Annotated in this window: 26 protein-coding genes; 10 read left to right on the top strand and 16 right to left on the bottom strand. The window is 69.6% G+C overall.

Features of this window, described 5'->3' with window-relative positions; all coding sequences use genetic code 11:
- Nucleotides 1-34: 34 nt before the first annotated feature.
- The 11 genes from ACQP2X_RS07890 to ACQP2X_RS07840 all read right to left on the bottom strand — a co-directional run bounded on the left by ACQP2X_RS07890 (nt 35) and on the right by ACQP2X_RS07840 (nt 12,839).
- Nucleotides 35-1,051, bottom strand: a complete 1,017-nt coding sequence (locus tag ACQP2X_RS07890; protein WP_498695382.1) for an ABC transporter permease — start codon at nt 1,049-1,051, stop codon at nt 35-37.
- Nucleotides 1,048-2,586 (bottom strand): sugar ABC transporter ATP-binding protein, encoded by a 1,539-nt coding sequence (locus tag ACQP2X_RS07885; protein ID WP_498695381.1) that lies wholly within the window; start codon nt 2,584-2,586, stop codon nt 1,048-1,050. Before ACQP2X_RS07885 ends, ACQP2X_RS07890 begins: the two co-directional genes overlap by 4 nt.
- Nucleotides 2,583-3,824 (bottom strand): ROK family transcriptional regulator, encoded by a 1,242-nt coding sequence (locus ACQP2X_RS07880; protein WP_498695380.1) that lies wholly within the window; start codon nt 3,822-3,824, stop codon nt 2,583-2,585. The genes ACQP2X_RS07885 and ACQP2X_RS07880 overlap by 4 nt, the downstream gene beginning before the upstream one ends.
- Nucleotides 3,825-4,019: 195 nt before the next feature.
- Nucleotides 4,020-5,171 (bottom strand): YihY/virulence factor BrkB family protein, encoded by a 1,152-nt coding sequence (locus ACQP2X_RS07875; RefSeq protein WP_498695379.1) that lies wholly within the window; start codon nt 5,169-5,171, stop codon nt 4,020-4,022.
- Nucleotides 5,172-5,324: 153 nt separating this feature from the next.
- On the bottom strand, nt 5,325-6,092 hold the full coding sequence (locus ACQP2X_RS07870; RefSeq protein WP_498700852.1) for an ABC transporter permease: 768 nt from the start codon (nt 6,090-6,092) through the stop codon (nt 5,325-5,327).
- Between the two features lie 31 nt (nt 6,093-6,123).
- Nucleotides 6,124-6,873, bottom strand: coding sequence for an ABC transporter permease (locus ACQP2X_RS07865; protein WP_498695378.1), 750 nt, complete (start codon nt 6,871-6,873; stop codon nt 6,124-6,126).
- On the bottom strand, nt 6,873-7,796 hold the full coding sequence (locus ACQP2X_RS07860) for an ABC transporter ATP-binding protein (RefSeq protein ID WP_498695376.1): 924 nt from the start codon (nt 7,794-7,796) through the stop codon (nt 6,873-6,875). The genes ACQP2X_RS07865 and ACQP2X_RS07860 overlap by 1 nt, the downstream gene beginning before the upstream one ends.
- A gap of 37 nt (nt 7,797-7,833) precedes the next feature.
- Entirely contained in the window at nt 7,834-8,391 is a 558-nt protein-coding gene (locus ACQP2X_RS07855) for a hypothetical protein (RefSeq protein WP_498695375.1), read from the bottom strand.
- On the bottom strand, nt 8,388-11,240 hold the full coding sequence (dnaG, locus tag ACQP2X_RS07850) for a DNA primase (RefSeq protein ID WP_498695373.1): 2,853 nt from the start codon (nt 11,238-11,240) through the stop codon (nt 8,388-8,390). The genes ACQP2X_RS07855 and dnaG overlap by 4 nt, the downstream gene beginning before the upstream one ends.
- Nucleotides 11,241-11,251: 11 nt before the next feature.
- Nucleotides 11,252-12,466, bottom strand: coding sequence for a deoxyguanosinetriphosphate triphosphohydrolase (locus tag ACQP2X_RS07845; RefSeq protein WP_498695372.1), 1,215 nt, complete (start codon nt 12,464-12,466; stop codon nt 11,252-11,254).
- A 10-nt stretch (nt 12,467-12,476) separates the two neighbouring features.
- Entirely contained in the window at nt 12,477-12,839 is a 363-nt protein-coding gene (locus tag ACQP2X_RS07840) for a VOC family protein (RefSeq protein WP_498695371.1), read from the bottom strand.
- Nucleotides 12,840-13,100: 261 nt separating this feature from the next.
- Here ACQP2X_RS07840 and ACQP2X_RS07835 point away from each other — a divergent pair, with 261 nt between their 5' ends.
- From ACQP2X_RS07835 to ACQP2X_RS07810, 6 genes are all read left to right on the top strand, one after another.
- Nucleotides 13,101-13,448 carry a roadblock/LC7 domain-containing protein gene (locus tag ACQP2X_RS07835; protein WP_360252020.1) on the top strand — a complete coding sequence of 116 codons (348 nt, stop codon included), beginning with the start codon at nt 13,101-13,103 and terminating at the stop codon, nt 13,446-13,448.
- Between the two features lie 20 nt (nt 13,449-13,468).
- The gene (locus ACQP2X_RS07830; protein ID WP_498695370.1) at nt 13,469-14,506 is read left to right on the top strand and encodes a DUF4388 domain-containing protein; all 1,038 of its coding nucleotides are present in this window, start codon (nt 13,469-13,471) and stop codon (nt 14,504-14,506) included.
- Nucleotides 14,507-14,542: 36 nt separating this feature from the next.
- Nucleotides 14,543-15,028 carry a roadblock/LC7 domain-containing protein gene (locus ACQP2X_RS07825; RefSeq protein WP_498695369.1) on the top strand — a complete coding sequence of 162 codons (486 nt, stop codon included), beginning with the start codon at nt 14,543-14,545 and terminating at the stop codon, nt 15,026-15,028.
- 82 nt (nt 15,029-15,110) lie between these two features.
- Nucleotides 15,111-15,482, top strand: coding sequence for a hypothetical protein (locus ACQP2X_RS07820; protein ID WP_097320207.1), 372 nt, complete (start codon nt 15,111-15,113; stop codon nt 15,480-15,482).
- Between the two features lie 70 nt (nt 15,483-15,552).
- Entirely contained in the window at nt 15,553-16,629 is a 1,077-nt protein-coding gene (locus tag ACQP2X_RS07815) for a DUF2786 domain-containing protein (protein WP_498695366.1), read from the top strand.
- A 54-nt stretch (nt 16,630-16,683) separates the two neighbouring features.
- Nucleotides 16,684-17,826, top strand: a complete 1,143-nt coding sequence (locus tag ACQP2X_RS07810; RefSeq protein WP_498695363.1) for an MFS transporter — start codon at nt 16,684-16,686, stop codon at nt 17,824-17,826.
- On the opposite strand, the gene dusB is transcribed toward ACQP2X_RS07810, so the two are convergent.
- Together dusB and ACQP2X_RS07800 are read right to left on the bottom strand one after the other, a co-directional pair.
- On the bottom strand, nt 17,823-18,941 hold the full coding sequence (gene dusB / locus ACQP2X_RS07805; protein WP_498700850.1) for a tRNA dihydrouridine synthase DusB: 1,119 nt from the start codon (nt 18,939-18,941) through the stop codon (nt 17,823-17,825). The genes ACQP2X_RS07810 and dusB overlap by 4 nt on opposite strands.
- Before the next feature lie 40 nt (nt 18,942-18,981).
- Nucleotides 18,982-19,725, bottom strand: coding sequence for a hypothetical protein (locus ACQP2X_RS07800; protein WP_498695361.1), 744 nt, complete (start codon nt 19,723-19,725; stop codon nt 18,982-18,984).
- Nucleotides 19,726-19,840: 115 nt separating this feature from the next.
- Here ACQP2X_RS07800 and ACQP2X_RS07795 point away from each other — a divergent pair, with 115 nt between their 5' ends.
- Nucleotides 19,841-20,287, top strand: a complete 447-nt coding sequence (locus tag ACQP2X_RS07795; RefSeq protein ID WP_498695359.1) for an XdhC family protein — start codon at nt 19,841-19,843, stop codon at nt 20,285-20,287.
- A gap of 11 nt (nt 20,288-20,298) precedes the next feature.
- On the opposite strand, the gene ACQP2X_RS07790 is transcribed toward ACQP2X_RS07795, so the two are convergent.
- From ACQP2X_RS07790 to ACQP2X_RS07780, 3 genes are all read right to left on the bottom strand, one after another.
- A complete protein-coding gene (locus ACQP2X_RS07790; protein ID WP_498695358.1) occupies nt 20,299-21,672 on the bottom strand; it encodes a glycine--tRNA ligase in 1,374 nt (457 codons plus the stop codon).
- A gap of 63 nt (nt 21,673-21,735) precedes the next feature.
- The gene (locus ACQP2X_RS07785) at nt 21,736-22,236 is read right to left on the bottom strand and encodes an Rv0361 family membrane protein (protein WP_498695357.1); all 501 of its coding nucleotides are present in this window, start codon (nt 22,234-22,236) and stop codon (nt 21,736-21,738) included.
- A 17-nt stretch (nt 22,237-22,253) separates the two neighbouring features.
- Nucleotides 22,254-22,595: an antibiotic biosynthesis monooxygenase family protein gene (locus tag ACQP2X_RS07780; protein WP_498695356.1), complete on the bottom strand. Its 342-nt coding sequence runs from the start codon at nt 22,593-22,595 to the stop codon at nt 22,254-22,256.
- 37 nt (nt 22,596-22,632) lie between these two features.
- On the opposite strand from ACQP2X_RS07780, the gene ACQP2X_RS07775 reads away from it, so the two are divergent.
- Genes ACQP2X_RS07775 through ACQP2X_RS07765 form a run of 3 tightly spaced genes read left to right on the top strand, consistent with a single transcriptional unit; the run spans nt 22,633 to nt 24,629 of the window.
- Nucleotides 22,633-22,887, top strand: a complete 255-nt coding sequence (locus ACQP2X_RS07775) for a DUF6703 family protein (protein WP_498695355.1) — start codon at nt 22,633-22,635, stop codon at nt 22,885-22,887.
- A 48-nt stretch (nt 22,888-22,935) separates the two neighbouring features.
- Entirely contained in the window at nt 22,936-23,850 is a 915-nt protein-coding gene (locus tag ACQP2X_RS07770; protein WP_498695353.1) for a metal ABC transporter substrate-binding protein, read from the top strand.
- A complete protein-coding gene (locus ACQP2X_RS07765; RefSeq protein ID WP_498695352.1) occupies nt 23,847-24,629 on the top strand; it encodes a metal ABC transporter ATP-binding protein in 783 nt (260 codons plus the stop codon). Before ACQP2X_RS07770 ends, ACQP2X_RS07765 begins: the two co-directional genes overlap by 4 nt.

Here is a 24,629-nt window from a genome sequence, read left to right as displayed (position 1 = left end):
AGGGGGTACCCGGAAAGAGCGACCGGGCGAGAGATCAGCGCTTGAGGAGTTGCGTGAGGGAGCGATAGCGGAACTGCTGGATCAGGACGGCGAGCACGATGATCCCGCCCTTGACCATGTTCTGAACCTCGGTGGAGAGATTGTTGATCGCGAACAGGTTCGTGATCGTGGAGAACACCAGCACCCCGAAGAGGGCGCCGATGATGGTGCCGCGACCGCCACTGAGCAGCGTGCCGCCGATGATAGCGGCGGCGATCGCGTCGAGCTCGTACAGGTTCGCCATGGCGGCCTGAGCACTGGTCGCCTGGGACGTCAACATGATGGCGGCGATGCCGCAGCAGAGGCCCGACAGGGCGTACAGAAGAAGTGTGTGCCGTTTGACGTTGATGCCGGCCAGCCGGGCCGCCTCGGGGTTGCCGCCGACCGCGACCGTGCGGCGGCCGAAGGTGGTGCGGTTGAGCAGGACCCAACCGGCCGCCACGACCAGGGCCAGGATCCAGACCAGCATCGGGATGCCGAGGAGCTTGTTGGCGGCCAGGTCGTTGATGAACGTGTTGGCCGACACCTGGGTCTGCTTGCCCGAGATCTGGGCCGCCAGACCGCGGGCCGCGACCAGCATGGCCAGGGTCGCGATGAAGGGCACCAGTTTCCCGTACGAGATGAGCACCCCGTTGACCAGGCCCACGCACAGGCCCACGACCAGCGCCGTGAAGATCATGCCGGCCGCGCCGTAGCTCTGTGTGGCCAGAGTGGTGGCCCACACGCCGGCCAGGGCGATGATCGCGCCGACCGAGAGGTCGATGCCGCCGCCGATGATCACGAAGGTCATGCCGACCGTGACCACGCCGATCGCCGACGCCTGCTGGAGGATGGTCAGGAAGTTGTTCTTCACCCAGGTCGGGTCACTGTAGAGATCCGGCTTGGTGATGATGCCGACGACGATCAGCAGGATCAGGACCCCGACCAGGCCGAGGTTGCGGATGACGTTGTCGTCGATGTGCCGGCGTTGCGCGCGTTTTTGCACCTCGGGAGGCGCAGTCTCGGTGATCATGCTGGCTCTCCCTCCATCAACGACCCCGCCATCACGAGGTCGAGCACGGTGTCCTCGTCGATCTGGTCGGCCGGCGCCTCGCGGATCAGCCGCCCCTCGCGCATGACCAGCACCCGGTCGGACAGTCCGAGCACCTCGGGCACCTCGCTCGAGACGAGCAGCACCCCCACCCCGCTCTCGGCCAGGCCCTGGATGACCTGGTAGAGCTCGGCCCGCGCGCCGACGTCGACGCCGCGGGTGGGCTCGTCGAGCAGCAGCAGCCGGGTGTCGCCGAGCAGCCACCGGCCGACGACGACCTTCTGCTGATTGCCGCCGGAGAGCGTGCGCACCGGGCGCATCACATCGCGCGGGCGCAGTTCCAGCGAGTCGGCCGTGCGCTCGGCCGCCTTGCGCTCGCCGCCCGCGTCGGTGAAGCCGGCGCGCGCGAATCCGGAGAACGACGAGAGTGTCATGTTCTTGTAGATCGGCTCGTCGAGGAGCAGCGCCTGGCTCTTGCGCTCCTCGGGGGCCATTCCCATTCCCTTGCGTACGGCTGTGCCCAGCGACCGGATGCGCTTGCCGTCCAGCGTGATCGTGCCGCTGTCGGCGCGGCGCGCGCCGAAGATGGTCTCCAGCAGCTCGGAGCGGCCCGAGCCGACCAGGCCGGCGATGCCGACGATCTCGCCGGGGGCGACGGTCAGGCTCACGTCGGCGAACTCGCCCTCGCGGGTGAGGCCGTCGACCACGAGCAGCGGCTGCTTCTCCTCCAGCGTGCGGCGCGGCGGGAAGACGTACTCGATGGTCCGCCCGGTCATCTTGCTGACCAGATCGCGCGTCGGCGTGGTGCGGGCCGGAAGGTTGGCCGCGGTCGTGCGGCCGTCCTTGAGCACCGTCACCCGGTCGCCGATCTCGCGGATCTCCTCGAGCCGGTGCGAGATGTAGATGACCGCGATGTTCTCGGCCGTGAGCTCGCGGATGATCCGGAACAGGTTCTCCACCTCGTCATGAGCGAGCACGGCACTGGGCTCGTCCATGACGATCAGCTTGGCCTCGTGCGACAGCGCGCGGGCCATGCTGACGATCTGCTTGCCGGCCGCCGGGAGGCTGCGCACGGCCTGCCGCGGCGGGATCTCCCCGTGGCCCAGCCGGGCCAGGATCTCCTTGGTCCGCGAGGCGGTCGTGCGCCGCTTGGTGAAGCCGAAGCGGGTCTGCTCGTGACCCAGGAACGCGTTCTCGGCGACCGAGAGATCGTCGACGAGGTCGAGCTCCTGATAGATGGTGGCGATGCCGGCGCGCATCGCGGCCTGCGGGGTGGCCGGGGCGAACGGTTCCCCGAGCCAGGTGATCTCGCCGCCGTCGGCGTGGTGGACGCCGGCCAGTGTCTTGATCAATGTGGACTTGCCGGCGCCGTTCTGCCCGAGGAGGCAGTGCACCTCGCCCGCCCGGACCTCTAGTTGCACGCCGTCGAGCGCGCGCACGCCGGGGAAGGTCTTGACCACATCGGTGAGTCGGAGGACGACGTCTTCGGAAGCTTCGCGTGGTGCGGGAATCGTCATGAGGCCTGCTCGAATGCCGTGTCGCTGGCCAGCACCGCGGCGCCGGTGACACCGGCTCGGCTGCCCAGCTCGCTGAGGACGACGGGTAGGTTGCCGGTGGCCAGGGGCAGCGACCGGCGGTAGACCACACTGCGGATCTCGGCGAGCAGCACATGACCCAGCTGGGCCAGGCCCCCGCCGATGACGATCATCGAAGGGTTGCTGAAGGACACCAGGGTGGCGAGGACCCCGCCGACGCGGCGGCCGCCCTCTCTTATCAAGCGGATGCAGGTGACGTCGCCCTCGGCGGCGCCGTCGGCGACGTCGCGGGCGGTGATCGTGATGCGTTCCTCGAGGGCTTCGTAGTCGGCCCCCTCGGTCTCGGCGGCCTGGCGGGCCGCGGCCTGATAGCCGGCGAGGCGCTCGGCCAGGGCGGGCGACTCGCCGGAGCGCGCCGCGGCGAGCGCGTCGCGGGCCAGGGCGGCGCCGCTGAACAGCGCCTCCAGGCAGCCGGTGTTGCCGCAGGAGCAGACCGGCCCGTTCGGGTCGACCTGGATATGCCCGATGTCGCCGGCGCAGCCGTCGACACCGCGGTAGACGGTGCCGCTCAGGTGGATGCCGCAGCCGATGCCGGTGCCGATCTTGACGAAGAGGAAGTCGTCGACCGAGTGGGCGACACCGCCGTGGCGCTCGCCGATGGCCATGATGTTCACGTCGTTGTCGACCACGGCCGGGCAACCGTGCTCGCGGGCCAGGAACTCGCGCACGGGGTAGCGGTCCCAGCCCGGCATGATCGGCGGGGAGACGGGCACGCCGTCGCGGAAGCTGACCGGGCCCGGCACGCCGATGCCGACCGCGTCGAGCCGGTCGAAGGCGCCGTCGGTCTTGGCCTTGGCGAGCAGCTCGCTCACCCGCTGGAGGATCACCCGCGGCCCCGAGCGGATGTCCGCGCTCTCCTGATAGAGCGCGACCGGCTCGAGGCGGCCGTTCGTGACCTCTATGTCGATGGAGCTGGCCCCGAGGTCGATCGCCGCGAACCGCAGCCGCGGGTGCAGCTCGACGAGGGTGGACCGGCGCCCGCCGCGGGAGGCGGCCATGCCCGCCTCGGCGATCAGGCCGGCCGTGACGAGCCGCTCGACCTCGGCCAGCAGGCGCGGGCGGGTGAGCTCCAGACGGTCCCCCAGCTCGGCGCGGGACACTGGCCCCTCGTCGCGCAACAGGCGCAGAATGCGCAGGTGGGGAGCATCGGCCAGGTGCACGGAGACCTCCGGGGGCGCTTCACACCGCGGTAACCGTGCGGTGTTGTGCCCGTCACAGTAGGCCCGTTCCGCCTCAGGAGTCCATACCTTCTCGAAGATCATTCCTAACTTTTGTCTATATGAGCAAAAGTGACCCGCCTCGGCGCACGAAAAAGCGCCGGGCTTTGAGGCCCGGCGCTCCTTTCAAATCCAAGGTCAGCTGCTGCTGAGACCCTGCTCGCTCCCCTTCTTGATCTTGCGGTCGTCGCGCAGCTCGAGGAACGGCTCGTCGGAAGGGTCGTGACCGGCCGCGATGGCCCGGCCCCGCTCCAGCTCGGCGTCGAGCTCGGCGCCGAGCAGGATCGCGATGTTCGAGATCCACAGCCAGACCAGGAACGCGATGACACCGCCCAGGGCACCGTAGGTCTTGTCGTAGTTGGCGAAGTTGCCCAGGTAGATCGCGAAGGCGCCGGAGGCGACCAGCCACAGCACCACGGCGAAGATGCCACCCGGGCTGACCCAGCGGAAGCCGCCGGTCTTGGCGTTGGGCGAGGCCCAGTACAGGATGGCGAACATCAGGCTGACCAGCAGCACGAGGACCGGCCACTTGGCGATGTTCCAGGTCATCACGGCGGCGTCGCCGAGGCCGATCTTCTCACCCACGACCCGCGACAGGTCACCGGTGAAGACCACGATGAAGGCCGAGACGATCAGCATGAGGCCGATGACGGCGGTGACGCCGACCCGGATCGGCAGGGTCTTCCAGATCGGCCGGCCCTCGGGCACGTCGTAGACGGCGTTGGACGCCCGCATGAAGGCGGCGATGTAACCGGACGCGGACCAGAAGGCCAGAACGAGACCGATGATGGCCGCGAAGCTGGCCGTGCCGGTGTCGCCGACCTGGTTGAGCACGGTGTTCACGAGATCCTTGATCTGCGTGTTGCCGCCCGAGATGTCGTCGATCGTCTGCGTCACGGTCGCCTTGCCGTCGCTGCTCAGCATGCCGAGGATCGACACGAGCACCACGGCCCCCGGGAAGATCGAGAGCACACCGTAGTAGGTGAGGGCGGCCGCCCAGTCGGAGATGTTGTCCTCCGAGAACTGCTTGAAGGTCCGCTTCACGGCCGCGAAGATGCCCTTGCCCTTGAGCTCCGCCGGGCTGTCCGGCCCGGCCTCCGGCGGCACCGCGCTGAGGTCGTTGTCCCGGTCCTCACCGGTCCGGGTGGTGGCGACGTCGTAGTCGCGGGCGCCCTTGTCCCGCGCCGACGCCGCCTCACCGTCACCCCGTGTGTTCGCGGCCTCGGCGTGCCCGTCCTTCACCGACGTGGCGGCAGCCGTTTCCTCATCGTGCTTGTGAAAAAGCTTCATCGCCGTACCTCCAGGCGCGGGCATCTCTTGCAGGGCCACCTTCGCGCGACCCCCAACAGTGATGCCCGCCACCAGCCGGTACTAACCCACTTCACCCGGCAGGAACTTGCCGCACGGCAACAAACCGGCGATCACCATGGCGATCTTCAATGCTCACTTGCAGAGCAGGCGGGACATGCGGCGGCCGGCGATGGTCAGGCCCACGGTGAGCAGGGCCAGCAGGTAGAGGACGTCCAGGAGCTGGGGCCAGCCGGCCGTGCCGGTGCTCAGTGCCCTGATCAGGTGGACCGAGCGGTAGAGCGGCGTGATCTCGACCAGCCAGCGCAGGGCCGCCGGATAGGCCGTGAGGGGCACGAACGTGCCGGAGAACAGGAACAGGGCGAACTGGCCCGAGGCGATCAGGTCGAAGTCCTGCCAGCTGCGGATCAGCGTCGACACCGTCATGCCGAGGGCGCCGAAGGCGAAGCCGACCAGGATGGTGGCCGGGAACATGACCAGCGCCCGGGGCCACGTGGTCAGGTCGATCGCCACCATGATGGCCAGGAAGGCGGCCGAATAGAGCGCGCCCCGGACCATCGCCCACAGCAGCTCGCCCAGCGCGATCTCGATCGGGCGGACCGGCGTGGCCAGGATGCCCTCGTAGAGCCGCATGAACTTCATCTTCCCGAAGAAGTTGAAGGTCGTCTCGGACAGCGCCCCGGTCATCGCCGACGCGGCCAGCATGGCCGGCGCCACGAAGGCCGCGTAACCGACCACCTCGCCGCCGGGCAGCGTGATGTCGCCGATCAGGCCGCCGACGCCCACGCCGATCGAGAACAGATAGAGCACCGGCTCCAGAAAGCCGGAGACCATCACGATCCAGTACGCCGAGCGCAACGTGGCCACGTTCCGCTCGGTCACCGAGACCGCCCGCCGGCCCATCCCGGTGGACACGAGAAGCCGGGTCACCACGTCAGATCACCAGCCTTCGGCGGTAGCGGCGATGCGCCAGCCAGCAACCGCCGGCACACCACGCGATCAGGTAGGCGGCGTGCACCAGGCCCAGCCACCCCGGGTCGAGGCCGAGGGTGGCGTCGCGCGAAAGGTCGACGCCGTGCCACAGCGGCAGCGCGTACGCGATCCAGCGCAACACCACCGGCAGCGACTCGACCGGGAAGAAGACGCCCGAGAACAACGACATCGGCAGGACCGCGAACCGCAGCAGGATCGCCAGGTAGCTGTCGCTGGTGATGGTCGCCGCGTACGCCGCCGTGGGCGCCGCCACCGACAGGCCGACCAGCATGGCCACGATCAGGGCCACCGGCGACCACCACGAGTGCAGCGTGCCGAAGGCCAGCGCGATCGCCAGGAAGGCGGCCGCGCTGATCAGCACCCGGAACAGCATGAAGGCCAGATGGCCGCCGAGGATGTCGGTCACCCGCAGCGGCGCCGCCGCCTGCGCGAAATAGGTCTTCAGCCACTCGAAGGCGCTCAGCACCGGCCACGTCGACTCGCCGATCGCCGTCTGCATCGCGGTCGAGGCGATCAGACCGGGCACGATCCAGTCGAGGTAGGACACCCCCTCGACACCGCCCGCCACATACGACCCCACGCCCACGCCGAAGCCCAGCATCGTCAGCAGCGGCAGCACCAGCGACGACAGCGCGCTCCCCCGCCATGTGCGGCGGTAGTTGACCAGGTGATATTCGAAGACGGACAGCATCAGTCGACCAGCGTCCGGCCGGTGAGATGAAGAAAGACGTCCTCGAGGCTGCTGCGCCGCACCAGCACGCTGGCCGGGCTCAGCGACCGCCGGTGCACCTCGGCGACGGCCTCGTCACCGTCGGAGACGTAGAGCAGGATGCGGTCGGGCAACACCTCCAGGCGCTCACCGATCCCTTCCAGCTTCGACGCGTACGGCTCCTGCGACTCGGCGGTGAAGCGGAGCTCGACCACCTCACGCGTGGAGTAGGAGGAGATCAGCTCGCGGGGAGAACCGAGCGCGGCGATCCGGCCGGCGTCCATCACCACGAGGCGGTCGCAGAGCTGCTCCGCCTCGTCCATGTAATGGGTGGTCAGCACCAACGTCACGCCCTGCTGCTTGAGCCGGAACAGCCGCTCCCACACCAGGTGACGGGCCTGCGGGTCGAGGCCGGTCGTCGGCTCGTCGAGCAGCACGATCTCGGGCTCGTTGACCAGCGCCCGCGCGATCGTCAGCCGGCGTTTCATGCCACCCGACAGCGGCTCCACCTTGCTGTCGGCCCGCTCGGTGAGCTGGACGAACTCGAGCAACTCGTCGGCGCGGCGGCGGGCCGTCCGCCGCGGAATGCCGAAGAAGCGGGCGTACGTCGTCAGGTTTTCCCGCACGCTCAACTCGATGTCGAGGTTGTCGAGCTGCGGGCAGACCCCGAGCTTGGCCCGGATGCGCGGACCGTCGCGCACCGGGTCGAGCCCGAGGATCTCGAGCACCCCGCCGGTCGGCGGCGACACGCAACCGATCATGCGCATGGTGGAGCTCTTGCCGGCGCCGTTGGGACCGAGGAAACCGAACGCCTCACCCCGGCGCACGTCGACGTCGATGCCGTCGACGGCCGTGAAGTCGCCGAACCGCTTGATGAGACCACGCGCGCGAATGAGGGAGCTCATACCCACGGACCTTAGGGCGGGGGTACGACAGAAATCCTCACTCCGGGCCGGCCATGCCCTCCTGAGCGGCCGAGACCAGGGTCGCCGTCACCTCGATCACCGTCTGGTGCGACACCGGGGTGCCCGAGTCGTAGCGGACCGCCCACGACAGGCCGTCCCGCCCGGTCACCCGGCGCCCCACGATCCGCACCCCGCCGACCAGGAACGGCTTGTCCGGACGGTTCGTCGACACCTGCACGGGATGGTGGTTGGTGTACGCCACCGACTTCGACACCCGCATGCGCACCTGATCGGGCACCTGACCCGGATCGAGCAGCAGGAAGGCCTGAACCGGTCCGTCCACCATCACGGTGTAGCCGTCCCGCTCCTCGGCCACCTCGGCCGGGGTGATCCGCAGCTCGCGCCCCGACCACGCCGCCTTGTGGATCTCGTGCCAGCCCAGCCGGGCCGCCGCGCCGGGCAGCCACACGCCGTAGTTGGTGACCACCACGGCCTGCTCCGGCTCCACCGCGGCCCAGGCCACGATCCGCTCCTCGGAAGCGAGCGCGGGCTTGAGCGCCGCCGGGAGCGACGGACGCCGACGAAACAAGCTCACAGTCCACCTGCCGCCTGGTCACGCAGGGCACGCGCCTGCTGTTCGAGGGAGAAGAGCTCGCCCGCCAGAGCCAGATATTCGTCCTTGTGCGCGACCGGGTTGAGCCGCTGCACCTTGGACTTCAGATCCCGGATGCGGGTGGTCACATAGCCGACCTGCAACCGGGCCAGGGTGATCTGCACATAACGCGGATCGACCGCACCGTCGACGTAGAGCTGCTCCACCGCGAGCTCGGAGATCAGACCCTGACCGGCCAGGTCCTCGCAACTGTCCCGGACCTTCTCGATCCAGACCACGCCACCGGACGAGACCGACGAGGCCCCACCGGCCGCGCCCACCGCCGAGCGGATCGCCGCGTAGACCGGGTCGGCGTAGTTCTCGGCGCCCAGCGAGTCGAACATCGGCCCCGCCATGACCGGCTCCTGAAGCGCCAGTTTCAGCGACTCGCGCTCGACCAGCCGCTGCGGCGAGTCGGGCGCCGCCTTGGCCCGGGCCGACGGCGCCGGCTGCTCCTGGGTGCCGCGCAGGGCCGAGTTCACCGCCCGCTGCACCGGCTCCAGGTCCATGCCGAGATCGGCCGCGAGCTTACGGGCGTACTCGGGCCTCTTCTCCCGGTCCTTGATCTTGGCGACCAGGGGCGCCGCGCGGCGCATCGCCTCGACCCGGCCCTCGACGGTGTCCAGATCGAAACGCCCGATCGTGTGCCGCAGCGCGAAGTCGACCAGCGGCTCCCGCCCGGCGATCATGTCGCGGACCGCGAGATCACCCTTGGCCAGGCGCAACTCGCACGGGTCCATGTTGTCCGGGCTGACCGCGATGAACGTACGCCCGACGAACCTCTGATCCTCCTCGAAGGCGCGCAGCGCCGCCTTCTGACCGGCCGCGTCGCCGTCGAACGTGTAGATGATCTCGCCGACCACGCTGTCGCTGTCGAGCAGCAGCCGCCGCAGCACCCCGATGTGATCGACCCCGAACGACGTGCCGCAGGTGGCCACCGCCGTCGGCTCGCCCGCCTCGTGACAGGCCATCACGTCGGTGTAACCCTCGACGATCACCGCCCGGCCCCGCTTGGCCATCTCACGCTTGGCCTGGTCGATGCCGTAGAGCACGTGCGACTTCTTGTAGAGCGGCGTCTCGGGCGTGTTCAGATATTTCGGCCCGTCGTCCTCGTCGAACAGCTTGCGCGCGCCGAAGCCGATGACATCGCCGGACAGATCCTTGATGGGCCAGAGCAGCCGCCCCCGGAACCGGTCGATCAGCGAACCGGACCGGGCCGGCTTGGTCAGCCCGGCGGTGTTCAGCTCCTCGGCCGAGAAGCCCTTCTGCCGCAGATGTTTGGCCAGCGAGTCCCACGTGTCGGGGGCGAAACCACACCCGTATTTCTCGGCCGCGTCCCGCCCGAAGCCACGCTGGGCCAGGAACTCCCGCGCCTTGCGTGCTCCCGGCGTGGAGAGCTGCCCTTGATAGAACTCGGCGGCCGCCACATGAGCCGCCAGCAGCCGCTGCTTCTGCCCCGCTTGCGGCCGGGGCGCCGACGGCCGCGAGTCGTCGGTCTCGTACCGCAGCTGAATGCCCGCACGCCCGGCCAGCCGCTCGATCGACTCGATGAACGACAGATGCTCGGCGTCCATCAGGAACTTGATGGCATCGCCACCCTGACCGCAACCGTGGCAGTTGCCGGTGAGGATGTTGTCTTCGAGAACGAAGGCATGGGTGCCTTCGACCACGGGGCAGAAGACCTCCTCCACCTCGCCGTGGTCCTCGATGGCCTCGACCACCCAGCCCCGGCGCTCGAACTTCTTGCGCGCCGCGGCGAAGCGGTCGCGATGCGCCGAGATGAGGAAGAAGTCCTCGGGGAGGTCTTCACCCATGAGGGTCAGCCGATAGATGGGCCCGGTGTATCCCTTTTCGCCGGACGGCCTTTCGAGATCAGCGAAACCTGTCCGGGTGTACTCCCGGATGCCGTACGTCCCGACGCCGATCCGCGTGCAGAGGTCACGCACGTATTCGAGGTGCTCGCGGCGGGCCGAGTCGAGCGAGATGCAACCGTCCGCGGCAACGTCGCCGTCCGCTGCGAAATATCCCGCCAACCAGCCGAAGAGATAGGAAAGCGACTCGGTGAGCGGGGGAAGGTCGGTCTTGAAGTACGCCGGAAGGTCGGTGACGACGACCTTGTCCTCCGACACATACGTGTCATTGAGCGGGAACCATTTCAGCAGCTCTCGATCTTTACCGCCGTACAGGAGCGCGATGCTGCCCTTGTTCAGAAGCGTGCCGTCCCCGAAGACGATGCCCCGCGCGATGCCGAATGGCGACGGCGCGAGGGCGTGACCGCCATCGCGGGTCTTGAGTGATCGGGGAAAGACATGAGCCAGCCGATCGCCCGGCCGAAGCTCGGCCGTGGTCCGCTCCGTCCGCTTTTCGGCACCGCCACGGACCCGCCGGGTGAACCACCGGTGCTCAGCGGTCGCTCGGATTGTCTTCTTCTGCCCGTTTCTCGACAGGTGAAGATGCAGCAACGGCTGCTCACCGAACGAGTGGAAGGGAGCCTCGACGAACCGGCCATGAGTGGTGATGACCCGGTGCGAACCGCCCGCCAGCTCACGGATCTCGCGGATGCCCTGATCGGTGATGACCCTGGTCTCACCGGCGAGGCAGTAGTACACGTTCCGCCCGGGCGCCACGGTGAAGGACGGGGTCTTCTCGTCGTGGAAGGGGCACAAGCCCTTCAAGTTGCCGCCGCCGGCCGGGCGCAACGTCACCGACTCGCTGATGATGTCCGCGATCGAGGTCCGGTCACGGACCAGCGCGATGTCCTCGTCCTTGACCCTGCCCGCCACGGCATACATCCTGCCTCGCCTCAGGCGCGAGCCGCCACCAGGGTCCGGTGCCAGGCCACGGCGGCCGGGTCGGTCAGCGACGCCACCTGGTCGATCACCACCCGCAGCGCCTCGGCGTCACTGCGCGCAGCCTCGAACAGAGGGGCGAAGACCGGGTCAAGAGCTTCGGGTGTACGGGTGAGAGCGTGCACAAGCTCGGTGAGGATGGTCCTCTGCTCCTCGTACCAGGACTCGGCCGCCCGGGCCCTCATCACGTATCGCAACGCCATGCCCTTGAGCAGCGCGCACTGATTACGCACCGTGCGCGGCACGACGAGGTCGGCGTCGTAGCGGCGGACCTTGTCGATCCCGTACCGGTTCTGGGTGGCGCCGACCGCCGCGGCGACGAAGCGGCCGGTCAGGACGCTGGTCATCCGTTTGAGGGCGGCCTGGGCCCGGAACGTGCCGTCGTACCCGGCGACCTCGGTCACCACCGGGTCGGCCAGCAGCTCGTCGAGGGCGCCGGCCAGCTCCTCCGGGGTCTCGTCGGAGTAGGTCGTGGCCACGTCGGCGCACAGCGCGGCACGTTCGCCGGGGTCGGCCAGCAGAGGGCGCAGTACCAGATATCCGCCGTGCACGCCGTCCTCGACGTCGTGCACGGAGTACGCGACGTCGTCGGCCCAGTCCATGACCTGGGCTTCGAGGCAGCGGCGGCGCCCCAGCTCGGCCGGGCGGATCCAGTCGAAGACGGGGCGGTCGTCCTCGTACACCCCGAATTTTCTTCTTCCCGGCTCCCTCGGCCAGGGATATTTGCAGCTGGCGTCGAGCGAGGCCCGGGTGAGGTTGAGGCCGGCGCCGGGCACCTTGGCCTCGAGCCGGGTCAGCACCCGCAGGGTCTGCGCGTTGCCCTCGAAGCCGCCGCACGGCTCGGCCACCACGTGCAGCGCGTGTTCGCCGTTGTGACCGAACGGCGGGTGGCCCAGGTCGTGGGCGAGCCCGGCCACGTCGACCACGTCGGGGTCGCAGCCGAGGCGCTCGCCCATCTCGCGTGAGATCTGCGCGACCTCCAGCGAGTGGGTCAGCCGGGTGCGCAGGAAGTCGTCGGAGCCGGCCGTGTGCACCTGGGTCTTGGCCGCGAGCCGGCGGAAGCCCGCCGAGTGCAGCACCCGCGCCCGGTCCCGTTGGAACGGGGTACGCCCGTAGCCGCTGTCCTTAGCCGGCTCAGCGACGAACCGCTGGGCGTCGAACGCCGTCATGCGACCAAGATTAGTCAGCTTTCTTCGAGGACAGGACGCAGAACTCGTTGCCCTCGGGGTCGGCCAGCACGACCCAGGTGACGTCGCTGCCCTGGCCGACGTCGGCGTGCCGGGCACCCATGTCGATCAGGCGCTCGACCTCGGCCTCCTGGTCGTCGGGGCGCAGGTCGATGTGGAGGCGGTTCTTGACCGTCTTGGCCTCGGGCACCGGCGTGAACAGCAGTCCGGGCAGCTGATCGGGGCTCTTGCGGATCTCCACCTCGTCCGGCTGGTCGGTCACGATGACCCAGCCGCCGAGGGCCTCCGCCCACCACCGCGCCAGGCGCCCGGCGTCCTGGGCGTCCACCACGATCTGCTCCCACTGCAACGCCATATGGCGCCTCCCTTATCGAAAAGTGGCGATCATGTTACGCGCACCCGACCAGCGTCGCGAAGCCGTCGAACATGACGCACACCGGGTGCGACTGCCTCCCGCAGGGTCGCCGGAGGATGGCCCACGGTGACGGCGGGCGACGTTCGGCCGCCACCGATCCGGAGGTTCGCCGGTGGCCGCGGCAACGAGGCACGGCCCGGCGGCGGCAGCACAGCGCTGAGGAGAGAAGTGCCCGGCGTCGACCACTGTCTACAGGAGGCCATGGCGATCCCTGGCGCGGTCGGCGCCAGCATCGTCGACTACACCACCGGGTTCCCGGTCGCCACGACGGGAGCCGCACCCAACAACGACCACGAGGCCGCGGCCGCGGGCACCGCGGACGTGGTCCAGGCCGCGACGACCCGATCGCTCTACGTCTCGGCCCTTCCGCACGACCTGCTCGAAGACCTGATCATCACGACCGCGGGCGGCTATCACCTGTTGCGGCCGGTGCAGACCGACTTCGACAGCCGGCTCGTCCTCTACCTCTGGCTCGACCGGGTCCAGGGGAACCTCGCGGTGGCCCGCCGCCGCATGCAGACCCTCGCCGACGAACTCGTCGCCACGTGAACGACACCAAAGGGGAAATGGTGACAACCTTGCGGACGGCCGCCCCGTCACGCCTGCTCACGCAGGTCACGGGCGAGCGGCAGACCGGCACCCTGGTGGTCGGTGGCCACCCGGGCGGCGCGGTCTACGTCCTCGAGGGGCGGGTGATCTACGCCGAGTCGCCGGCCGCGCCCGGTGTCGGCGAGCTGCTCACCGCGTCCGGCCGGCTCGCCGGCCGGACCTGGCAGAACGCGCTCGACCTGGGCACCTCCACCGCCCGGGTCGGCCGGCTGCTGGTCGAGCAGGGCCATCTCACCCAGGGCGAGCTGGAGTTGTGCGTGCTCGGGGCGACGTACGACGCGGCGTACTTCACCCTGTCGGCGCCGGAGGCGCCGATCGACTTCCTGCCCGGCGCGACGCACTGGCTGGGTCCGGTCGCCCACATCGACCCGGGGGCGATAACCCGGGAGGTACGCCGGCGCGTGCGCCTGCTCGATGAGATCTTCCCGGACGCGCGGGTGGACACGGCGCCGGTCATCCCGGTGTCGCGCCTGCCGCGCGAGCGGGTGACGATCACGGCCCTCCAGTGGGAGCTGCTGGTCAACGCGGACGGCCAGCGCACGCCGGCCGACCTGGCCCTGCTGCTCGGCAAGGCCGGCTACGCGACGATCCAGGAGCTGCGCCGGATGGCCGCGATGGGCCTTCTGGAGCTTCCGGAGGTACGGGCGGTGGAGGCGCCGGAGCTGGTCCGGCTGCCGCGGGTGCGCGGCACCGCGGTCGACATCAAACGCCCGATGCTCAAGCCGGACGACGCGCCGACGGTGCCCGTGGTGAGCGGCGCCCGGGCGACAGTTCCGGCTCCCCCACCTCCACCTCCACCACCGCCTCCTTCTCTTCCCGAGGCGCCCCCACCCGCGGAGCCGCCGCGCAACTCGCTCTCCCCGCCCCGCCTCGCCCGGCGCAAACCCGGGGCCAAGCTGCCCAAGGAAGTCGCCGGCGAACCGTCACCCCCGGTGCATCCCGGCACCGATGAAGTCCTTCTCAAGCGCATCCGTACGGCATTGCGAGCCTTGCGGTGACACGCGCACCCCCGTTCGCAGAAAGAGAGGCCGAGGATGACGGTGGATCCGGCGGTGCTCGAGGAGCTCGACCGCCTGAGAGGCCGGGTGCCGGAGCTCTCCGGCAGCGTCCTGGCCTCCACCGACGGGCTGGTGATCGCGCACGACGCGCACGGCATCGAACCGGACAGCATCGCGGCGCTGGCCGCCGCCCATCTGGCGCTGGCCCGCCGGTTCGCGCACGCGGTGAACCACGGTGAGCTGCGCGAGTCGGTGGTCGAATGCGACCGGGGCTACATCACCTCGTACACCGCGGGCCCGACCGCGCTGCTCACGGTGGTCACCTCGGGCGACGCGAACCTCGCCATGGTGCACCTGGAGGCCCGTCGATGCGTACGGCGCCTCGTCCGGATCTTGAAGTTGGAGACCAAGCCGCAGCACCGCCCGGAGATCCCGCAGCAGGCGGGACCGGCGGCGCTGACCAGGCGCACCCCCTTGCCCACCCTCACGACCAACGCTCGTCGTCGGCAGGCGGCGGGTTGAGAAACGCGGCGACCGCCGCGACCGAACGGCGCCGCCGGACGTTCCGGCGGCCCGCCATCCCACCGCAACGGAGGACCCATCCATGGGCGACATGGACACCGCACTCAAGGAAATCATGGAAATCGACGGCGCCTTCGGCGTCGCGCTGGTCGACCACACGAGCGGCATGGCCCTCGGCACGGTCGGCGGCGGCAAGGAGCTCGACCTGACGGTCGCCGCGGCCGGCAACACGGATGTGGTGCGGGCCAAGCTCCGGGCGATGGAGATGCTGAACATCACGGAGAAGATCGAGGACATCCTCATCACTCTGGACACGCAGTATCACCTGATCCGGCCGCTGACGAGCCGGGCCGGGAAGGGGCTGTTCCTCTATCTGGCCCTGCGCCGCGACCGCGCGAACCTGGCCATGGCCCGGCACCAGCTCAAGCGCATCGAGAGTGACCTCGACGTCTGAGTTTTGCCTGGTGTCACAGCGGGGAGGGCCGACCAGGGCCCTCCCCGCCGCCGTCGGTACCGTCATCCGTGTGTCAGTGGAGGACGTCGTCCGTGAGGTGGTCAGCGGGGCGATCGGCTATGAGGCGGGTCTCGACGCGCTGACCGTGGCGCCGGCCGGCGAGGTGGACGCGGCCCTGCGTGCGGCGCTGAACGACGCCTTCGACCGGCTGTTCCGGGGCGGATGGCAGCCGTCCGAGCTCTATCGGGTCATCGCCCGCCTGGGCGACCCGGTCAAGGCCGGTCTCGTCAGTGATGCCGCGGTCGCTTACGCGGGGCGGTTCTCCCAGGTAGATTCGCGCTGGGTGGGGCAGGCGTCGTCGCTTCCGCCGGCCGGGCGGCGCTCCGACCGGATCTCACTGCTCGATTCGTCTCTCGGTTTGCTCACCGCACTGCGTCAGTTGCCGACGATCGAGGTGCTCATCCCGCCGCCAGGCACCGTGTCCGATTTATCGCACAAATCAGACAATAGGATGCTCGATCGCGTACGGGCTCTGCTGGCCAAGGCCGAGGCGACGGACTTCCCGGCCGAGGCGGAGGCGTACTCGGCCAAAGCGCAGGAGCTGATCGCCCGGCACAGCATCGAGGAGGCGCTGACCACGGCCGGGCGTGCGGAGGTGGTCCCGTTCGCGCGGCGGATCGGCGTCGACCATCCGTACGAAAGCGAAAAAGCCTCCCTGCTGGACGCGGTGGCGCGGGCCAACCACTGCCACACGGTGTGGTCGCCCGAGCTCGGCTTCTCCACGATCTTCGGCTACGACGCGGACATCGACGGCGTCGAGCTGCTCTACACGTCGCTGCTGGTGCAGGCGAACCGGGCGATGGCCCGCGACGAGCCGGCCAAGGGCAAGGCCCGGATCAAGGCGTTCCGGCGGAGCTTCCTGGTGGCGTACGCGGTCCGCATCGGCGAACGCCTCTCGCAGGCCACCCGGCACGAGATCGAGCAGCACAGCGACCTTCTGCCGGTGCTGCGCAACCGCGAGGTCCAGGTGCGCGAGGTCATGCAAAAGGCGTTTCCCCGTACGGTCCGGGCACGCGGCAGCCGCATCGACAGCCTCGAAGGGTGGGAGTCGGGCCGGGCCGCGGCCGACGAGGCCGAATTGCGTTGACGGGTGGGGCAGACTGAGGTCATGCATCCGGCTTGACGTTGAAACCTTTACGCGGTGCGGGCCCTCGCCGAGGGCGTGCCGCTCTACCCGGTGTACGCGCTGCTGTTCGCGGACGCCGGCCTCACCACGCCCCAGGTCTCATCGCTGTTCGTGATCTGGTCGGTGGTCGCCTTCGCGGCCGAGATCCCGTCGGGCGCGCTGGCCGACGTCTGGTCCCGCAAGAGGCTGTACGCGATAGGTGAGACCCTCACGGCGGCCGGCTACGCGACGTGGTTGCTGTGGCCGTCGTACTGGGGTTTCACGGCGGGTTTCGTGCTGTGGGGCTTGGGCGGATCGCTGGGCTCGGGCACGTTGGAGGCCTTGGTCTACGACGTCGTCCCGGAGGAGAACGCCTACGCCCGCCTGATCGGCCGAGCCGAGACCCTCTCCATCCTGGCCATGCTGGCCGCCACTCTGCTGGCCACTCCCGCTTTGCACGCGGGCGGCTTCACTTTGGTCGCCATCATGAGCGTCCTCGTCAAGCTTCTCGGCGCCCTGCTGGCCCTGCGCCTACCCGAAACCCGGACCGCCATCCCTCCGCCCCCACCCGACTCCCCCGCGCCGCACGATCCCCCCGCGCCGCACCATCCCTCCGGGCCGGACATTTCCGACATGTCGTACTGGCGCACTCTCCGGAGCGGGCTGCGGGAAGCCGTCGGAACACGGGTGGTGGCACGGGCCGTGCTGGTGGCCGCGCTCGTGCCCGGCTTCAGCGCGCTCGACGAATATCTGCCGCTGCTCGCCCGGGACAAGGGCGCCGCGACCGAGGCCGTACCCCTGCTGTTCGGCTTGACCGCCCTGGCCATGGCGGCCGGGAGCGCCCTCGCCGGGCGGGGGCGCGGGCTCTCCTGGACGCTCGGCGGGGCGGCCGCCCTGCTGACGGCCGGCGCCCTCACCCCGCACCTCTGGGGAATGATCGCCGTTTCGACGGCTTTCGGCCTGCTGCAGTACGCCATGATCCGCGCCGAGGCCCGGCTCCAGGACCGGATCACCGGCCCGGCGCGAACCACCGTACTGTCGGTCTCCGGCTTCGCCGGCGAGGTCTTCGCCGTCGTGCTCTACCTGGGCTTCGCCGTCGACCTGCCGCTCGCGGTCCTCTTCGCCCTCTGCGCGGTCCCGTTGACACTGACCGCCCTTATCGCCCGCCGAGGAGCCTAGCCTCCGCTGTTCTCCATCTCGGCGCCCTCGGGCACGCTTTCGTCGTCGCGGCTGTCGAGCCAGCCGTACGGCAAAGAGACCTTGCCCGGCGCGTTGACGCGGCCCCGCGGCTTGCCGAGCTCCTCCTCCGGGAACGGCGCCGACGGGTCGAGCTTGCCCAGCAGGTCGTCCAGCTCGGCCAGCGACGACACCATCGACAGGGCCCGGCGCAGCTCCCCGCCGACCGGGAAGCCCTTCAGGTACCAGGCGATGTGCTTGCGGAAGTCGGCGCACCCGTGCTTCTCATCCTCGAGCGCGTCCACCAGCAGCTCCGCGTGCCGCGACATGATCTTCGCGACCTCACCCAGGGCCGGCAGCACCGGCTTGTAGCCGGGCCCCTGTGTGAAGGCCGCCTCGAGGTCGGCGAACAGCCACGGCCGCCCCAGACATCCGCGCCCGACGACAACCCCGTCGACGCCGGTCTGCTCGACCATGCGCAGCGCGTCGGATCCTTCCCAGATGTCGCCGTTGCCGAGAACGGGCACGTCGAGCGCCTGCTTCAGCGTCGCGATGGCGTCCCAGTCCGCGTTTCCGGAATACCTTTGTTCGGCCGTACGGGCGTGCAGCGCGACCGCGGCGACTCCGGCTTCCTGCGCGATGAGCCCCGCCTCGACGTACGTCAAGTGGTCGTCGTCGATGCCCTTGCGCATCTTGATCGTGAGCGGGATCCCGTATTCGGCGGCCGCGTCGACGGCCTGCTTGACGATCCGGCCGAAGAGCTTCCGCCGCCACGGCAGAGCGGACCCGCCGCCGCGCCGCGTCACCTTGGGCACCGGACACCCGAAGTTGAGGTCGACGTGGTCGGCCAGGTTGTCCTCGCCCACCATGCGCACGGCCCGCGCCGTCACGTCCGGGTCGACGCCGTACAGCTGAAGGCTCCGAAAGTCCTCGTCCTCGGCGAACGCCACCATCTTGAGCGTCTTGGGAATCCGCTCCACGAGCGCCCGCGTCGTGATCATCTCGCAGACGTAGACCCCGCCCCCTTGCTCACGGCACAGCCGCCGAAACGCCACGTTGGTGATGCCGGCCATGGGAGCCAGCACGACAGGCGGATTGACGGCGCGCTCGCCGAGCATGAGAGGTGCGATGGTCACGCCTTCGAGCATGCCATGCCCCTCATTCCCCCCGAAAATCCGCGCCGCCGTCGGCCCGCCCACCGAGCAGAGACACTGTTCGGCTGTGGCTCTCGATCCAGGCGCCACTCGTCCGGCAGATCCACGCCGCCACGCCGACAGCGGTCGCGTGGATCTCGGCTACAGGCCGGTTGAACATCGGCTCGTGGTGCGCCAGGCGATTACGCGCGAGGTGGAGCCGCTCCACCGCGTCGTGCACCTGCCGTCGCGCCCGGCCCGGGAAGACTCGGTGAAGACATTCCCGCCACAGCGTGCGGTCGTAATGACTGGCGAGCAGAAATCGCCAGAAACCCAGATTGAGCTCGGCGACGACCCGGCCGGGCGTTTCCGGACGGCCGTGGCGGGCCACCCGCTGCCGCGCGCTTCGAATGTCGGTCAGAGCACGTGATTGCAGCAGGTGACCGGGGTCGAGATACCACCGCGGCTCCCCGAACCGTTGCGTGGACCAGACGACCAGCTCATCGTGCATGGCGTTCCGGAGGAGAACCTCGACGTGACCGCTCGTGACGCCCAGGGCGGCGGAGATCTCAGAGTTCCAGGCGTAAAGATCCAGGGCAGCCGCGAGGTCGCCACCGGCGGCGAGAAGGTACGGCTCCAACCGCTCCGGCGACAGCCGGCGGCGCAGTACCGCGAGAGTCTCCGGTGCGTTGCCTGTCATCGGTGGCCTCTTCCCGCCGGGTTGGGTAACCTGTTGGACGAAGACCCCGGTCGCCTCTGCCTCTGGCATGCCGCCGGGGTTGACGCTTTCCGGAGGGTAGTCGCGCGCCTATGACTGCGGCTACAGCGAATCTGGCAGAGTCAGCGGTGTGGGTGACGAGCTGAGTCCGCGGAAGCTTGTGGTGGTGTTTCAGTCGGCGGTGGGTGAGGCGATGTTGCGGCTCGCCGTCGAGGTCGGGTTTCAGGCTGTGCTCGTGGAGCCGGATGAGACTCGGCTTCAAGGGCTGCCCCGGGCGCACGGCGACACCTTCGTGCACGATCTCGGGGCGGCCGGCCTCGACGCGCACACCGATGTCGTGCTGAGCGATCACCACCGGGCCGAGATCGGGGAAGTGCTCGACGAAGCGCTGGCCGCCGAGACCCGGTGGATCGGGATCGTCGGCAACCCCAAGGTCGAGGGGCCGCATGTCGCCGCGCTTCGGGAGCGTGGCGTCGGCGCGGAACAGATCGAGCGGGTGCACCGCCCGATCGGCCTCAACATCGGGTCGCGGACGCCGGCCGAGATCGCCGTGGCGACCCTGGCTGGGCTGATCGCGGACCGTAACGGCCGACCGGGCGGGTTCGCCCACTGAAAAAAGCTCGGCTAGAGACCCTTGGCGAGCAGGTAGCTCTCGATCTGCGAGAGGGCCACCCGCTCCTGCTTCATCGTGTCGCGGTCGCGCACCGTGACCGCGTCGTCGGTCAGGGTGTCGAAGTCGACGGTCACGCAGAACGGGGTGCCGATCTCGTCCTGGCGGCGGTAGCGGCGGCCGATCGCCTGCGAGTCGTCGAACTCGACGATCCAGCGCTTGCGCAGGTCGGCGGCCAGGCCCCGGGCCTTCGGGGACAGGTCGGGGTTGCGCGAGAGCGGGAGCACCGCCACCTTGATCGGGGCCAGGCGGGGGTCGAAGCGCATGACCGTCCGCTTGTCGACGCCGCCCTTGGTGTTCGGGGCCTCGTCCTCGTCGTACGCCTCTAGCAGGAAGGCCAGCACCGCGCGGGTGAGACCGGCCGCCGGCTCGATCACGTACGGCACCCAGCGTTCCTGCTTCTCCTGGTCGAAGTACGACAGGTCCACGCCGGAGTGCTTCGAGTGGGTCGACAGGTCGAAGTCGGTGCGGTTGGCGATGCCCTCGAGCTCCGCGAACTCCGTACCACCGAACTGGAACCTGTATTCGATGTCGACCGTGCGCTTGGAGTAGTGCGACAGCTTCTCCGCCGGGTGCTCGAAGAAGCGCAGGTTCGACTCGGACAGACCGAGGTCGCGGTACCAGTTCCAGCGCTCCTGGAGCCAGTAGTCGTGCCACTTCTCGTCGCTGCCGGGCTCGACGAAGAACTCCATCTCCATCTGCTCGAACTCACGCGTCCGGAAGATGAAGTTGCCCGGCGTGATCTCGTTGCGGAAGCTCTTGCCGATCTGCGCGATGCCGAACGGCGGCTTCTTGCGGGCCGCCTGGGCCACGTTGTTGTAGTTGACGAAGATGCCCTGCGCCGTCTCGGGCCGCAGGTAGTGCAGGCCCTCGGCGCTCTCGGTCGGGCCCAGGTACGTCTTCATCAGGCCGTTGAACATCTTCGGCTCGGTGAAGGTGCCCTTGTTGCCGCAGTTCGGGCAGTTGAGCTCCTGGAGCGAGGAGGGCGGCGAACCGTGCTTGGCCTCCCACGCCTCCTCCAGGTGGTCGGCGCGGAACCGCTTGTGGCAGGACTGGCACTCGGTCAGCGGGTCGACGAACGCGTCGAGGTGGCCGGAGGCCGCCCACACGTCGCGCGCGAGGATGACGGCGGAGTCGAGGCCGACGATGTCGTCGCGCTGCTGGACCATCGTGCGCCACCACTGGCGGCGGACGTTCTCCTTCAGCTCCACGCCCAGCGGACCGTAGTCCCAGGCCGAGCGGGTTCCTCCGTAGATCTCGCTGGAGGGGAAGACGAAGCCACGGCGCTTGGCCAGGCTGACGACGGCATCGATACGGTCGGCGGGCATGTTCCTCCTACGCCGGCTGGGTGTCGGCGGGGACATCAGTGTGGATCGGGACGAACAGAGAATTTACTCCGCGATGTCGCACACCTCGAACTCGCCCGTGGACGTGTTCTGGTCGAGTTCGGCGGTCAGCTGTTCGACGTCGCCGCCGGCGAAGGTGGCCTCGACGGGCACGGAGATGCCGTACGTCGCCTCGACCTCGCCCAGTCGCCACGAGACGATCGGCTCGCCGGCCGAGACACGGGTGCGGAACTCGGCCTGGGACTCCCGGCGCCGGGCGCTTTCGCAGAGGTCGTCGTACGCCGCCGCGTAGTTCTCGGATTTCAAAGCGTTCAGATAGTCGTCGACCGCCGCGTGGGCCTGCTCCTGGATGGCGCTCGTGCCGGCCGAGATCAGGCCGATGAGCGCGGCCACCCCACCCCCGCAGACCAGCACCATCACGATGCCGGCGACACCCAGCCCCATGCCGATGCGCCGGCCTTTGCCCTCGACCGGCGGCGCTGGGAAGGGCGGCTGCACGCCGGGCCCCGGCGGGGGAGGCGGAATGAAGGGCGGCGCCGCGGTCATGGTGGCAACAGTAGTCGTCAACGCCAGGGCTCGGAGGCCCGGTCGCTCTCCGCCTCGACCACCGGTGAGCCCGGCGCGGCCGAGGCGAGCGTCTCGAACGCGGACGGCTCGTCGAGCGAGCGGGCGAGCAGCGGGGTGGCGTGCACCTTCACATCGAAGGCGCCCAGCGCGCGCCGGTAGGCTCCCACCGACTCCCATTCGGTGACGAGCGTCCATCGGGTGGGGTCCTCGAGCGCGCGGGCGAGCCGCCCGGAGAGATATCCGGGTCGCTCGGCGAGCGCGGCGAGGGCCGCGTGGGCCTGGGCGACGAACTCGTCGCGCGTGTCCGGCGGCACGTCGAAGCGGTTGAGCACCAGCATGGCGACAGGGTACGAGAGCCGAGACAGGGGTGACGCGGTGACACCGTCCGACAATGTGCTGCGCCGGCTGGCCCGGGTGAGCCCGACCACGGCCTTCATCGTGGCGCTGGCCGTTCTGATGGCGGGCCTGTTCCTGCCGGGGATCGTCGGTGCGGCCCTGCTGTTCCTGCTCGGGCTGGGCCTGGCCACGCTGACCTTCACGACCTGGCCGGTGCAGTCGCCGTCGACCCGCGTCATCCGGCTGATCATGCTCGTTCTGCTGATGGCGGCCGTGGTCGCCAAGGCAGTGTGACCTATGCGCTTTTGACAATCATTATCATTGTCGGCGACAGTAGATGCTATGCGCCGCCTTCTCGCCGTCCTCCTGCTCGCCCTCACCGGAGCGGCCGGCTGCGGCAGCGGCTCCGGATCCGAGGACGGCAAGCTGGCCGTGGTCACCGCCTTCTATCCGCTGCAGTTCCTCAGCGAGCGCATCGGCGGCGACCAGGTGAGCGTCTCCAACCTCACCAAGCCGGGCGCCGAGCCGCACGACATCGAGCTCACCCCGCGCCAGGTGGGTGATGTGGCCGGGGCCGGCCTGGTCGTTTATCTCAAGGGCTTCCAGCCGGCGGTCGACGAGGCCGTCGCCCAGGAGGGCAAGGACCACGCGTTCGACGCCGCCTCGGTGGTGACCCTGCTGCCGGCGAGCGAGGACGACCACGACGGCGAGGAGCACGAGCACGAGACGGCCGAGGGCGGCATGGACCCGCACGTCTGGCTCGACCCGGTCCGCTTCGCCACCATCGCCGACAAGCTCGGCGAGCGCCTCGGCCAGGCCGACCCCGCGCACGCGGCCGACTACAAGGCCCGGGCCGCCGCCCTGCACACCGAGCTCGACAAGCTCAACACCGAGTACGCGACCGGGCTCAAGACCTGCGAGCGCCGCGAGCTGGTGACCAGCCACGAGGCGTTCCACTATCTGGCCGACCGCTACGACCTCACCGAGGTCGGCATCACCGGCATCTCCCCCGAGGCCGAGCCGTCACCGCAGCGCCTGGCCGAGGTGGCCAAGACCGCCAAGGAGACCGGCACCACCACGATCTTCTTCGAGACGCTGGTCAGCCCGGCCGTGGCCGAGACCATCGCCCGCGAGGTCGGCGCCAAGACGGCCGTCCTCGATCCGCTCGAAGGCCTGACCGACTCCTCCCAAGATTATTTCTCCGTGATGCGCGCGAACCTGACCGCCATCACCACCGCACTGGGGTGCACAGCATGAGCATCGTCGACGTACGCCATCTGGCCGTCGGATACGAGGGCCGGGAGATCCTGCACGACGTCTCCCTGAGCGTCGAACAGAAAGAGGTCGTCGCCATCCTCGGCGCGAACGGCTCCGGCAAGTCCACGCTGATCCGCACGATCCTCGGCCTGGTCCCGATCGGCCGCGGCGAGATCGACCTCTTCGGTACGCCGCAGCGGCGCTTCAAGCAGTGGGCCCGGGTCGGCTATGTGCCGCAGCGTCTCGGCGCCGGCAGCGGGGTCCCGGCCACGGTCGGCGAGGTCGTCGCCTCCGGACGGCTGGCCCGCCGCGGCATCTTCCGGCTGCCCGGCGCGGCCGACAAGACGGCCGTGCGCGACGCGCTGACCGACGTCGGCCTGCTCGACCGGATCAACGACCCGGTCTCGACTCTCTCGGGTGGGCAGCAGCAGCGTACGTTGATCGCCCGCGCCCTGGCCGGAAAGCCGGACCTGCTGGTCCTGGACGAGCCCACCGCGGGAGTCGACGCGGCCAGCCAGGAGGCGTTCGCGGCCGCGCTGGGCCGCTTCGGCGACGGCGGCGGCACGATCCTGCTGGTGGCGCACGAGCTCGGCCCGCTGCGCCCGCTGATCGACCGGGCCGTGGTGGTGCACGAGGGCCGCATCGCCTTCGAGGGCGCGCCACCGGAGCCGGCCGGCCATCACGCCGAGCCCGATCACGACCACGTGCATCCGCACGCCGTCCAGCCCACCGCGGGCATCTGCGAGTGGGCCCCCACCGACCGCATGGCAGCAAACTGA

The sequence above is a fragment of the Actinoplanes sp. CA-131856 genome, assembly GCF_050956135.1.
GTDB lineage: Bacteria > Actinomycetota > Actinomycetes > Mycobacteriales > Micromonosporaceae > Actinoplanes.
The sequence above is the reverse complement of the archived record's forward strand: the minus strand, read 5'-3'. Positions and strand labels throughout refer to the sequence as shown.